The following is a 12,358-nucleotide window of genomic DNA, read 5'->3' on the forward strand; positions in this document are numbered from 1 at the left end:
TTAAATTTTGAAAGCAGCCTGTCTTTTGACAGGCTGCTTTTTTATTGTAAGCAACTATGAAAAAACTCCTCGTTTCCGTACTTATATCACTGTCATTTATTGGCTGTGTTGAAGAAGATAAATCTGCCAATAAGAAAGTTCTTCTTGTATCCTTCGATGGTTTTCGGCACGACTACCTTTCTAAAGTTGATACCCCAAATTTTGATAGACTGGTTGAATCTGGTGTAATAAGTGAGGGGTTAATCCCTATTTTTCCATCCAAGACATTTCCCAATTATTATGCTATAGCCACCGGCTTGTACCCGGAAAACAACGGCTTCATTGCCAATAATATGTATGACCCTGAAATGGATGCGCGATTTACTATTTCGAATCGCGATGCGGTTGAAAATCCTGACTGGTATCAAGGGGAGCCGATCTGGAATACAGTCGAAAAGGCAGGTAAAAAATCCGGGACTATGTTTTGGGTAGGTTCGGAAACGCCTATTCAGGATATGCGCCCAACACACTGGAAGCCGTATAATGAAAGTATGCCTGATTCAGCCCGCATCGACACGGTTGTAAAATGGATGTCATATGGAAATGAAAAAGAAGTGGATTTGGCTACACTTTATTTCAGCTTCGTGGATGCTGTGGGACATCGTCATGGGCCTGATTCCCCTGAAGTAGTTGAGGCTATTAAACAGGCCGATGATTTAATGGGCCATTTGATGCAATTATTAAATCAAAAGCAGATTTCACAAAAAACAAATCTGATCATTGTGTCTGACCACGGGATGACCGATATCTCCCGGGGTCGAGTAGTGATACTTGATAAAATGATAAACCCGGACGATCTGGAGGTAATTTCATACAGCCCCGCAATGATGGCAAATGTAAAGGGAGATAATCTGGATGAAATTTATTCTGCATTAAAAGCTAATGAAGAACATTTTAACGTGTACAAAAAGGAAGAAATACCAGATCGGTATCACCTGAAGAATCATCGCAGAGTTCCTGAGCTGTTGCTGGTCGCTGATATCGGATACACGATCACTACAAGAGAGTATTTTGAGTCTCGGGCAAACTACCCATCGGGAGGGAACCATGGTTTTGATAATCAGGCAAGGGAGATGCACGCCCTGTTTGTAGCCCATGGGCCTGATTTTAAAAGGGGATATACCGCTAAACCTTTTCAGAATGTGCACTTGTATTCTTTGATGGCTCATCTGTTGGAGATCACACCGGCACCAAACGATGGAAGCCTGGACAGTGTATCAGTACTTTTAAAGTGATGAAGGAGATTTTTAACCAAAAAATCACGTTCAAGGGCTTTATTAAGATTGCATCTGTCCAAAAGTGAGGGGATATTCCCTTGCTGAAATACTCAGTCTTTCACAACCTAACAGAGTTTTAAGAATATGCCATACGTTGTTACTGAACCCTGCATTCAATGTAAATACACTAACTGCGCTGCTGTATGTCCGGTTGACGCGTTCCGCGAAGGCCCAAACTTCCTGGTCATCGATCCGATGGAATGTATTGATTGTGATGCCTGCGTGTCTGAATGTCCTGTAGAAGCTATTTATCCCGATGATGAAGTACCTGAAAAATGGGAAGATTACATCGATCTGAATGAAAGACTATCTGAAGCCTGGGAAGACCGCATTATCAACGAAACCCAGGATGCTCTGCCTGATGCCGACGAGTGGGCTACCAAAGAAGATAAGCTGGATAAACTTGTTGAAGCTTGGTAAGAAAAGTGGCATTTCACTTGAGTCATACAGTCTCTAACGATTCCCAAGAATCACTCTTTATTGCCTGAAAACACCTCCATTTTAAGCGCATCAACTTCCCCAAAAATAATGGGGGTCATCAATGCTACGCCCGATTCCTTTAGTGATGGAGGTAAATATCTGGATCACAGCCGGGCGATGGATCGTATTCATCTGATGCTTAAGAATGGGGCAGAAATCATAGATGTGGGGGGAGAGTCCACACGCCCGGGGGCTGACCCTGTTTCAGAAAAAGAAGAAATAGACCGGGTAATTCCTTTGCTTAAGGAAGCCATCCCGGTTTTCAGCGATGCCCTTTTTTCTATCGACACCACCAAATATGAGGTGGCTAAAAAAGCACTGCAGGCCGGAGCTAAAGTTGTTAACGATGTAAGCGGACTTCAAAAAGAACCCCACCTTGCCGACCTTTGTGCTGAATACGATGCTACTTACATTCTGATGCATTCTCAGGGTGATCCCAAAACGATGCAGAAAAACCCGGAATACAACGATGTGGTTGATGATGTGATGGCATTTTTCCAGCGACAAGCTGCGGAAGCAAAAAAAAGGGGAGTCCATCACCTTATTTTAGACCCGGGAATCGGATTCGGTAAAACGCTGGAGCACAACCTGAAATTGATCGCCCACCTTGACAAATTCAAAAAATTTGGTTTCCCTGTATTAGTTGGAGCTTCACGCAAGTCCATGATCGGTAAAATATTAGACGACCGGCCTACAGACGATCGCATAACCGGGACTGTTGCGCTGCACTATCACGCACTCATAAAAGGAGCAAATATACTCCGTGTGCATGATGTGAAGGAAGCTTCCGATTCAATTCGTATATTCAACGCAGTTCAATCCCAACAATAACCAAATCCGGCGGCCTTGTTTCCCATTGGTTTCCTTGAATTCGGCTTAAAAGATTTTGCCGAGACGCTCATTATTGCGCTCGTGCTGGTATATCTGTACCGGTGGGTGAAGGGGACGTTCGCCATTCAAGCGGCCCTTGGTATTTTGTTTGTGGTGATTATTAATGTGGTGATTGGGCTCTTGGGCTTTACTACCATCAACTCCATTCTGAGCCAGATTTTGGATGTGGGAATTATCGCGCTCATCATTCTCTTCCAGCCGGAAATCCGAAAACTGCTGTACCGGCTGGGAACCAATACCAGTCTGGATCGTTTTTTCTCGACTTCTAATTCAGACCGGACCATTGATGAGATTATCGATGCCGTGAAGGAAATGTCGAAGAATAAAACCGGGGCACTGATTGTATTTGCCCGGACTTCCTCGCTTCAGGATTTGGTGGACGCCGGAGTAAACATTGACTCTGAAATTCGAAGTGAGCTTCTTACCACGATATTCCAAAAAGAAACGCCATTACATGATGGAGCGGTTGTTATCAGGGGCAACAGAATTGTGGCGGCCAGCTGTTATCTGCCTATTTCTCAAAACCCGAACATCTCTTCCTCATTCGGAACGCGACACCGCGCTGCGGTAGGGATTAGTGAGTCCAATAATGTATTCGTAATTGTGGTATCGGAAGAAACAGGCCGAATTTCCATTGCCCGAAACGGTGCTCTTACCAGTGGACTTACCATTCAAAAACTACGGGCTGAAATGGAAGAAACCTTCGGCAGCCAAAAGTTTGATGAAGACGTTGCCTTCAGTTCTGCCCAGGCCGATATGAAGCTTAATTGATTTCGTTATTCGGGAAATCGTTAATCGTTGTTCGTCAATCTGAGGTATTTATCGAATAACGACCTACCTGGAAATAGCGCAAGCGTCCGCTTGTGCTTTTAGTAAATTGCCTAATAGTTATTCAAAAACTCTTTCATCAAATCTTTGGCGGCTTTATAGGATGATATTTTACCTTCCTGAACCTGCAATCGGTAGCTTTCCAGTTTTGATTTCAGATCAGCATCCCCATAAAAAGCCTGATGCAGTTCCTGATGGATGCTTTCATTCAGCCAGTAATTAGCCTGTTCTTTTCGTTGCAGCTCAAAGAACCCTTTAGCTTTGGTGTGGCGCACGTACTCATCCACAATGTTCCAAACCTCGGGAATGCCTTTGTTATGAAATGCCGAGCAGGTAGATACTTTGGGAATCCAGCCTGATTCGGTAGGAGGAAACAGGTGCAGTGCGTTTTTGTATTCAGCCATCGCTCGTTTGGCAGCATCTTCATTTCCGGAATCAGCCTTGTTAATAACGATGGAGTCGGCCATTTCCATGATACCTCGTTTGATGCCCTGAAGTTCATCTCCGGCACCGGCCAGCATCAACAGTAAAAAGAAGTCAACCATAGAATGAACAGCTGTTTCTGACTGACCCACACCTACGGTTTCAATAAGGATGGTGTCAAAGCCTGCGGCTTCACAAAGAGTGATGGTTTCCCGTGTGCTTCTCGCCACGCCCCCCAGAGAGCCGGAAGTGGGGGTAGGGCGGATATAGGCATTCGGATGATTTGATAGCGTCTCCATGCGCGTTTTATCACCGAGAATACTACCCCGGGTTTTGGAACTGGAAGGGTCGACGGCAAGAACGGCTAAGCTTCGTTCCTGTTCATCAATTACATAATTGCCAAAAGCCTCAATAAAGGTACTTTTACCAACCCCGGGAACACCGGTTATGCCAATTCGAACCGAATCCCCGGAATGGGGAAGACATCCTTCAATAATTTCCTGGGCCAGCTCCTGATGTTCATGCTTCGTGCTTTCAATTAAAGTAATAGCACGGCTGAGCAACATCCGGTCGCTGGCTAAAATACCTTCAATAAATTCAGGAGCAGATGGAAGTTGTTTACTCAAGGTGCCCTCTCTTAACTTTTCCAAAGTTATTGAAGGACATAAATTGAACAAGCTCCCCAAGTAACTTTGGAAAAGTTATTTGGGGTAGAGATCTAAAAAAAGAATTCGCAGTTAATTTCATGAGGAAGAATAATTCTCAATCAAAACTTCCAGGATTTGCTTGGCGGCTTTGGGAATGACGGTTCCGGGACCAAAAACGGCCGTGACCCCTGCATCATAAAGGAAATCATAATCCTGCTGGGGAATCACACCGCCGGCTATTACAATAATATCTTCGCGGCCTTGCTTTTTGAGCTCCTCGATGACTTGCGGTACCAATGTTTTATGTCCACCAGCGAGGCTTGAAACTCCAAGTATATGAACGTCATTCTCCACGGCTTGACGGGCGGCTTCTTCAGGTGTCTGGAACAGGGGGCCAATGTCCACATCAAAACCTAAATCGGCAAAGCTGGTTGAAATTACTTTCGCTCCGCGATCGTGTCCGTCTTGCCCCATCTTGGCTACCATAATTCGAGGGCGACGGCCATCCAGCTCGGCAAATTTATCTGCCAGGTTTAGGGCTGCTTTAAACTGATCATTATTTTTGAGTTCAGAAGAATACACGCCGGATATGGATTTAATGGTTGCCTTATATCGCCCGAAAGCTTCTTCCATGGCGTCCGATATTTCACCAAGTGTTGCTCGCTCGCGGGCGGCGTCAACAGCCAAAGCTAATAAATTTCCATCACCTGATTCTGCACACTTAGTCAGTTTATTGAGTGCTTCTTCGACAGCCTGATCATTACGATCCTCCTTCACTTTGTTGATGCGCTCAATCTGGGATTTGCGCACTTTCACGTTATCCACTTCCAGCACATCAATCTCAGATTTCTCATCGGTCTGAAATTTGTTGACGCCTACAATAGTGTCCTTGCCGGAATCGATGCGGGCCTGCTTCCTTGCAGCGGCTTCTTCGATCCGCATTTTTGGGATGCCGGTTTCAATAGCTTTAGCCATTCCGCCGAGTTCTTCCACTTCGCCAATCAACGACCAGGCTCTTCGTGCAATTTGATCGGTCAGGTATTCAACATAGTAAGAGCCGGCCCAGGGGTCTACCGCTTTGGTGATACCGGTTTCTTCCTGCAAGAGGAGTTGGGTGTTCCGTGCAATTCGGGCAGAGAAGTCGGTAGGCAGGGCAATGGCTTCATCCAGAGCGTTGGTATGAAGCGATTGCGTATGTCCAAGTGCAGCCGCCATGGCCTCCACGGTAGTTCGGGCAACGTTATTGAAAGGATCTTGCTCAGTCAGGCTCCAACCCGAAGTTTGACAGTGTGTTCTGAGGGAAAGAGACTTTGGATTCTTTGGGTTGAATGATTTCACAATTTTTGCCCATAATAAACGTGCTGCCCGCATTTTGGCAATTTCCATAAAGTGGTTCATCCCAATGGCCCAGAAAAATGAGATGCGTGGAGCAAAGTCATCAATATCCATACCGGCTTCTATCCCGGTGCGGAGGTATTCGAGTCCATCAGCCAGGGTGTAGGCAAGCTCAATGTCACAAGTCGCCCCGGCTTCCTGCATATGATACCCGCTAATCGAAATGGAGTTGAAGCGAGGCATATGCCGGGAAGTATATTCAAAAATATCCCCGATTATTTTCATGGAAGGTTCGGGTGGATAGATATAGGTATTCCGAACCATGAATTCTTTCAGGATATCATTTTGAATCGTTCCTGCGAGCTGTTCGGGCTTCACCCCTTGTTCTTCGGCAGCTACAATGTAGAATGCCATCACCGGGATCACAGCCCCGTTCATGGTCATGGAGACCGACATCTTATCCAGTGGAATCTGGTCAAAAAGAATCTTCATGTCTTCCACCGAATCGATGGCAACTCCGGCTTTTCCTACATCACCGGAAACGCGGGGGTGATCAGAGTCATAACCACGATGTGTGGCCAGGTCAAAAGCGACCGAAAGGCCTTTTTGTCCGGCTTCGAGGTTGCGGCGATAAAAAGCGTTGGATTCTTCCGCGGTAGAGAAACCAGCATATTGACGGATCGTCCACGGCCGAACGGCATACATGGTCGAATAAGGCCCGCGAAGGTAGGGTGGAATGCCGGCGGCATAATTAAGGTGTTCGAGCTTCTCGATATCCTCTTTAGAAAACCGTGTTTTTACAGGAATCTGCTCCGGAGTTTCCCAAGCATCTTTTTGGGGTGACTCCTGTTTTGAGCGGCCATTCGATTTAAAGTCTATGTTGGAGAAATCCTTCTTCATTATCCTTCCCCGTTTTTAAGTTCCGCTTCGATATTTAAAAGAGATATGTCATCTACAGTAATGCTTTCCAAGTTGTCCGGATCGAAACTGGTAAAATTTTGAATGTTGAATTCTAAATTTTGAATTTTTTTGTCCGGCTGATATTTATTCACACCGACCAATACTTTCTCTTTATGTTGGTAAGCCTCAATTTTTTCTTTTCGTGAAGCAGCTACCAACTCTTGAATGTATCCGGAATTAAGCGCCTCGTAAAAACCACCTTTGGCTTCAATATCCTGGAATAACTCCCAGCTTTTCTGTGCCATGCTATCGGTTAGCATTTCAATGTAGTACGAACCGGCACCGGGATCGGCCACTTTGTCAAGATATGCTTCTTCCTGAAGAATGAGCTGAATATTCCGGGCGATTCGTGAAGAAAAGCCGGAGTCTTTTGAAAAGTGCTCATCATAACGATGAACTGTAATGGAATTACAGCCGCCGATTGCCGCCGACATAGCTTCTGTAGTAGTTCGAAGCATGTTATTGTGGGCATCCGACTGGGATTTATTCCAAAAACTGGTTTCAGCGTGAATGGAAGGGGTGATGTTATTCAAACCATATTCGTCCAGAACCTGTCCCCATGTTCGCTTAAAAGCTCTGAATTTTGCAATCTCGAGAAAGTAATTAGGGCCGGTTGCAAAATTAAAGTTCAAATTTCCGCCCATCTTTGAATTAAAACCGAGGTATTCATTGCCTGCAGCCAAAGAGAAAGCAAGTTGTTGAATGATAGTAGCACCCGCATTGGCAAAAACAGAAGAATCGATAGCACAGAATGAAAATACTTCGCCAAAGGCATTCAGTGTTTTTTCAATATCTGTTTTAGATGCCAGCTTTCCGCTTAATGCTGCATACGAAATCGGGTCAAAATTAAAGCTAACGGAAAGCTCTTCCTCGGTGAGCTTTCGTCCTTTGCTAATCTCATTCAACCAATCGGCTATGGAAGGAGAAGAAACGGTGCTCCCAAACCGGATAGTAATCAATTCAATTTGGATATCCTCCAGCAGGTTCCTGAGATCTTCGAGTGAATGCAAATAGTTATTCTCAGGGCAGAAATACAACCCGGAAGCGCCATTTTCGAGTGCATGTAAGGCTTCTTTATTTGCTTCTGATAGCGACGAACTTTCAACGCGCTCCATGACAGTCCATGAGCCATGGGAGGCCATGGGTTCAGGTGAAGATGAAAGATCTGGTAAGTTTTCTTCCCGGTAAAATGGAAGAGGGTTGATCCCTTCCCCGGATTTCCAGCGAAGCACATCCTTATAATCTTTTCCTTTAAGGTCTTTCTCGATTATAGCTTCCCATTCCTCGGTAGATATGGGCGGAAACTCATCAAAATGAAGGGCTTTTTTGAAGTCTGAATTTTCCAAGAGTGATGAAAGAATTTTTGAGGTTTTGTAATTACAACGAAAATAATGAGGTCGAGAGTTCTTTACTAACCGGATGCAAAAAATACGGTTTTAATTAGTAAAAAAGCGCTTACAATTTGTATATTCTGCTTCACTTTCACTCAAAACCTACTCACAAAGTTTTATAGATGGAACAAACCGAGCAACTAATTCCACCTCTAACACAGCTCACTGAAGATGAGCAAATGCTTAAAGAAGCGGCAGCTGATTTTGCTGAAGCTTCCATCAAACCCCTGGTCGAAGAAATGGACGAAAATGCCAAGCTAGATCCCGGTTTGGTTAAAGAATTTTTTGAAATGGGCCTGATGGGAATTGACATTCCTGAGCGATACAGCGGAGGTGGCGGAACCTTCATGATGTCGGTTGTAGCTATCGAGCAGATATCTCGGGTAGACGCATCAGCGGGTGTTTTTATGGATGTGCAGAACACATTGGTTAATAACGCTTTTGTAAATTTCGCTTCCGACTATCTTAAAGAAAAATATCTGCCCCTCTTAGCCACTGAAAAAGTAGGCGCATATTGTTTGTCGGAGGCCGGATCGGGCAGTGATGCTTTTGCCCTTAAAACCACCGCAAAAGAAGACGGTGATGATTTTGTGCTGAATGGTTCCAAGTTGTGGATTACCAATGCCAACGAGGCAGATATCTTTCTGGTGATGGCAAATGTAAATCCCGAAGCCGGATATAAGGGAATTACGGCATTTGTGGTTGAGCGTGGAATGGAAGGATTTTCAATTTCCAAGAAAGAAAATAAACTGGGAATTCGAGCGAGTTCAACCTGTGAAATACTATTAGAAGACTGCCGGGTACCTAAAGAAAATGTGCTGGGTGAAGTTGGGAAAGGATACAAAGTAGCCATCGAAACGTTGAACGAAGGCCGAATTGGTATTGGTGCCCAGATGATTGGTATTGCGCAGGGCGCTTTTGATGCGGCCCTCGGCTATGTGCAGGAACGCAAGCAGTTCGGGAAGTCAATTTCTGAATTCCAGGGCGTTCAGTTTCAGCTGGCCCGTATGGCAACAGATATAGAAACCGCTCGTTTATTGGTTTACAATGCAGCCCGAATGAAAATGAATGGCCAGAATTTTTTGAAAGAAGCCGCAATGGCAAAATTTTATTCCTCAGAAGTGGCTGAACGGGTGAGTTCACAAGCAGTCGATTTATTTGGAGGATATGGATATGTGAAAGAATATCCCGTAGAGAAATATTACCGTGATTCTAAGATCGGTAAAATCTACGAGGGTACAACGAACATGCAACTAAGCACAATAGCTAAGTTGCTACTTCGATGAGTGAGTGAGAAAAAGGGGGCTTCGGCCCCCTTTTTATTTTAAGGCTTTGCCGGTTTACGGTGTAAAAATCCATTCAAGAATCGCTGCTTATTTAACTCTTCTTGTGATACAGCGCAGCGAAATCCAACCTCATAAAATTTAGCATCACTTAACACGCCAACCCGCCAGTACACTTTGGTGGTGTTTAGCCAGGAATTGAAACTTCCGCCACGGATTATTCTCACCATGCTGTTTTCAAGGTCGTGCAGGTCTTCCGGATTCTCATAGAATTGATAATAAGAGCCGATCCATTCGGAAACATTTCCACTCATATCATAAATGCCAAGTTCGTTCGGCTTTCTGGTTCCTGCTCGGAAGGAAAAAGAGATGGCATCTTTTTCGGTAATAGCATATTTCGATAAAGAGTCCGGATCGTTTGTGCCCGCAAAAAGGGTTGCTTTCCCTTCTGCTCTTGCTGCATATTCCCATTCGGTTTCGGTGGGCAGACGCCAGCCAAAATAATTGCAGTAAGCCGAGGCATCATGCCAGTCTATACGAACAACGGCGCGGTCTCCACGTCCGTAATGTTCATCCGGGGGTAGTTCCCTTCCGGTTGCTTTGGCAAAAGCATCGTATTGAGTAAATGTAACTTCATACTTGCCGATGTAGTAGTCATCCAGGCTTACTTCATGGATAGGCAGGGCATCGGTATTTGTGCTGTCGATGATATCCCCCATTAAAAAAGTTCCGCCCTCAACTTTAACCATTCCGGGTTTAGGAAAGTCGGTAGTATTCCTGGATACAGAACAACTACAGGTTAATGCGATTATTAATAACAGGTATAGGGATAGTTGAAATTTATTCATACTAAAAAGGTAGTATTTAAAGGGAATAATTTCCAAAAAAATTGGAATGATGTTGATTTGCTAAGAGTTGTATTGTGGTAAAATTAGGTATTAGTACGTCAAAAATGTAATAATCAAAGTAGTAAGATGGATCAAAAGTTAGACCCTGAAGTGTTAGAGCAGATCAAAAAATGTAGTAAGGATGAAGCTTCATTCTCTAAGCTTGAAGAATTGTTCGGAGAACTTTTTCAACGCTATCAAAATACAAAGAATCAGCTTTCACTGATTGAACAAGCGATAAAACATGATTACGACTCCATTCTCATAACCGATTTGGATTTAGAAAAGCCGGGGCCGAAGATCGTGTATGTGAATGAAGGTTTCACAAAAATGACGGGGTACACGAAAGAAGAAGTACTCGGAAAAACACCAAGGATATTGCAAGGCGAAAAGACAGATCGCAACGTGCTCGACAGACTTAAAAAAAGGTTGATTGAGGGCCAGGCATTTTTTGGACACACCGTAAATTACCGAAAAGACGGGTCCGAGTTTATTAATCAATGGGACATCCATCCACTTACGAACAGCAAAGGAGAGATTACTCACTGGGTATCTTACCAGCGCGATATAACGGAACGCAAGGAAACGAGCAAGCTGGTTTTTGACGCCAACCTTGATTTTGAGAACCTGGTAGAAGAATCGAAGAAGACATTTGTTGATCTGGATGTGCAGGGCAATATTGTTTCCTCGAACAATTCGTTTAAGACTTTGCTGGGTTACGATGCCGATGAACTCAAATCTGTTAAAATTTGGGATCTTGTAATAGAAGATTATCAGGAAGAAATGAAATCGCTGTTCAGCGACTTTGATTCCAAAAAAGTAGAAGACAAGGAATATTCCTGGGACTTTATCCAAAAAGGTGGGGAGACAGTAAAACTGGAAGGTACCATCAATTACTTTGTAAGCAATGACGAAACCATCATCAGGGTTCACTTCGATAATATCTCTCTCAGAAACCGCATTATTGAAACGCTTAAAAAGAAGAAAAGCAATTTAGAAAATATTGTGGGTAAAAAAGATGAATTTACCCTGCGGTTTGCAGCAGGAAGCGATGGTAAAAACAGGTGTAAATTTGTGTCTGAAAATTTTGGCAATATAACCGGTTTGAATCCTGAGCTTATTCTTAACCATGGCCTTGAAAATGTAATACACGCTGATAATTTGGAGGAAGCAGAGAAAGCCATTGAAAAGGCTTTCAATGGTACTCCTTCCAGCATCAGTTGTAAATACAAAACTAATGATGACAACTATGTATCAGTTATACAGTCGTTTAAGCCAAATTATGGCAGCGATCAGGATATCGTCGAAAGCGTTAAAAGCGTAGCCATGATTGAACTGGAAGTTGAAAAATAAGCATTCAAAAAATCGATGCTCAAAGCCCGCCAAAGTGTGGGCTTTTTCTTTATGTAGAGCAGGTTAACCCGTATATTGAAATTAAAAATGGATATTCAGGCGATAGAAGAACGAATTATCAAAGAGTTTGAATTACTGCAGGATTGGCCCGAGCGGTATAAGTACATTATTAAGCTGGGAGACAAACTTGCACCGCTATCCGAAGAAGATAGGGTAGAAGAAAACCTTGTAAAAGGCTGCCAGAGTCAGGTTTGGCTTACAGCAGAAATGCAGGATGGAAAAGTAGTCTTTACAGCCGATAGTGATGCCGCCATTACCAAAGGGTTAGTTTCGCTGATGGTGCGTTTTTATTCGGGTCAGGAACCGGACGTTATTATCAATAAAAAACCTGAGTTCATCGATAAAATAGGGATGGCTCAACACCTGTCGCCAACCCGGGCAAACGGTCTCGCATCTATGGTCAAGCAAATGAAGATTTATGCCATGGCTTTTAAGGCACAGAAAACGTTATCGTAATCTAATTGTAAGGCTCATAATAAATCGTTTAATTTCCCCATCTAACGG

11 protein-coding genes are annotated in these 12,358 nt (G+C 43.9%); 7 read left to right on the forward strand and 4 right to left on the reverse strand.

The window, feature by feature from the left end; genetic code table 11:
• Nucleotides 1–56: 56 nt before the first annotated feature.
• The 4 genes from ABFW99_RS08655 to cdaA all read left to right on the forward strand — a co-directional run bounded on the left by ABFW99_RS08655 (nucleotide 57) and on the right by cdaA (nucleotide 3,458).
• Complete coding sequence (locus ABFW99_RS08655) at nucleotides 57–1,274, forward strand: alkaline phosphatase family protein (protein WP_349353626.1); 1,218 nt, start codon at nucleotides 57–59, stop codon at nucleotides 1,272–1,274.
• Between the two features lie 126 nt (nucleotides 1,275–1,400).
• The gene (gene fdxA, locus ABFW99_RS08660; RefSeq protein WP_349353627.1) at nucleotides 1,401–1,736 is read left to right on the forward strand and encodes a ferredoxin FdxA; all 336 of its coding nucleotides are present in this window, start codon (nucleotides 1,401–1,403) and stop codon (nucleotides 1,734–1,736) included.
• A 108-nt stretch (nucleotides 1,737–1,844) separates the two neighbouring features.
• On the forward strand, nucleotides 1,845–2,627 hold the full coding sequence (gene folP / locus ABFW99_RS08665; RefSeq protein ID WP_440707476.1) for a dihydropteroate synthase: 783 nt from the start codon (nucleotides 1,845–1,847) through the stop codon (nucleotides 2,625–2,627).
• A 15-nt stretch (nucleotides 2,628–2,642) separates the two neighbouring features.
• On the forward strand, nucleotides 2,643–3,458 hold the full coding sequence (cdaA, locus tag ABFW99_RS08670) for a diadenylate cyclase CdaA (RefSeq protein ID WP_349353629.1): 816 nt from the start codon (nucleotides 2,643–2,645) through the stop codon (nucleotides 3,456–3,458).
• Nucleotides 3,459–3,568: 110 nt separating this feature from the next.
• Here cdaA and meaB read toward each other — a convergent pair whose 3' ends face one another.
• From meaB to ABFW99_RS08685, 3 genes are all read right to left on the reverse strand, one after another.
• A complete protein-coding gene (gene meaB / locus ABFW99_RS08675; RefSeq protein WP_349353746.1) occupies nucleotides 3,569–4,594 on the reverse strand; it encodes a methylmalonyl Co-A mutase-associated GTPase MeaB in 1,026 nt (341 codons plus the stop codon).
• A gap of 87 nt (nucleotides 4,595–4,681) precedes the next feature.
• The gene (gene scpA, locus ABFW99_RS08680) at nucleotides 4,682–6,820 is read right to left on the reverse strand and encodes a methylmalonyl-CoA mutase (protein WP_349353630.1); all 2,139 of its coding nucleotides are present in this window, start codon (nucleotides 6,818–6,820) and stop codon (nucleotides 4,682–4,684) included.
• Nucleotides 6,820–8,226 carry a methylmalonyl-CoA mutase subunit beta gene (locus tag ABFW99_RS08685; RefSeq protein ID WP_349353631.1) on the reverse strand — a complete coding sequence of 469 codons (1,407 nt, stop codon included), beginning with the start codon at nucleotides 8,224–8,226 and terminating at the stop codon, nucleotides 6,820–6,822. The genes scpA and ABFW99_RS08685 overlap by 1 nt, the downstream gene beginning before the upstream one ends.
• Nucleotides 8,227–8,393: 167 nt before the next feature.
• Between ABFW99_RS08685 and ABFW99_RS08690 the strand changes: the two genes are divergently transcribed.
• Nucleotides 8,394–9,557: an acyl-CoA dehydrogenase gene (locus tag ABFW99_RS08690; protein WP_349353632.1), complete on the forward strand. Its 1,164-nt coding sequence runs from the start codon at nucleotides 8,394–8,396 to the stop codon at nucleotides 9,555–9,557.
• 38 nt (nucleotides 9,558–9,595) lie between these two features.
• Here ABFW99_RS08690 and ABFW99_RS08695 read toward each other — a convergent pair whose 3' ends face one another.
• On the reverse strand, nucleotides 9,596–10,303 hold the full coding sequence (locus tag ABFW99_RS08695; protein ID WP_440707477.1) for a formylglycine-generating enzyme family protein: 708 nt from the start codon (nucleotides 10,301–10,303) through the stop codon (nucleotides 9,596–9,598).
• Between the two features lie 225 nt (nucleotides 10,304–10,528).
• Here ABFW99_RS08695 and ABFW99_RS08700 point away from each other — a divergent pair, with 225 nt between their 5' ends.
• Together ABFW99_RS08700 and ABFW99_RS08705 are read left to right on the forward strand one after the other, a co-directional pair.
• Nucleotides 10,529–11,794 (forward strand): PAS domain-containing protein, encoded by a 1,266-nt coding sequence (locus ABFW99_RS08700; protein ID WP_349353634.1) that lies wholly within the window; start codon nucleotides 10,529–10,531, stop codon nucleotides 11,792–11,794.
• A gap of 87 nt (nucleotides 11,795–11,881) precedes the next feature.
• Nucleotides 11,882–12,310 carry a SufE family protein gene (locus ABFW99_RS08705; RefSeq protein ID WP_349353747.1) on the forward strand — a complete coding sequence of 143 codons (429 nt, stop codon included), beginning with the start codon at nucleotides 11,882–11,884 and terminating at the stop codon, nucleotides 12,308–12,310.
• Nucleotides 12,311–12,358 lie beyond the last annotated feature (48 nt).

It is taken from the genome of Gracilimonas sp. BCB1, assembly GCF_040117685.2.
GTDB lineage: Bacteria > Bacteroidota > Rhodothermia > Balneolales > Balneolaceae > Gracilimonas.

Coding starts and splice junctions, on each gene's coding strand:
- fdxA (WP_349353627.1), top strand. CDS start 1,401: ATGCCATACGTTGTTACTGAACCCTGCATTCAATGTAAATACACTAAC.
- ABFW99_RS08655 (WP_349353626.1), top strand. CDS start 57: ATGAAAAAACTCCTCGTTTCCGTACTTATATCACTGTCATTTATTGGC.
- ABFW99_RS08705 (WP_349353747.1), top strand. CDS start 11,882: ATGGATATTCAGGCGATAGAAGAACGAATTATCAAAGAGTTTGAATTA.
- ABFW99_RS08700 (WP_349353634.1), top strand. CDS start 10,529: ATGGATCAAAAGTTAGACCCTGAAGTGTTAGAGCAGATCAAAAAATGT.
- folP (WP_440707476.1), top strand. CDS start 1,845: ATGGGGGTCATCAATGCTACGCCCGATTCCTTTAGTGATGGAGGTAAA.
- ABFW99_RS08690 (WP_349353632.1), top strand. CDS start 8,394: ATGGAACAAACCGAGCAACTAATTCCACCTCTAACACAGCTCACTGAA.
- scpA (WP_349353630.1), bottom strand. CDS start 6,820: ATGAAGAAGGATTTCTCCAACATAGACTTTAAATCGAATGGCCGCTCA.
- ABFW99_RS08695 (WP_440707477.1), bottom strand. CDS start 10,303: ATGGTTAAAGTTGAGGGCGGAACTTTTTTAATGGGGGATATCATCGAC.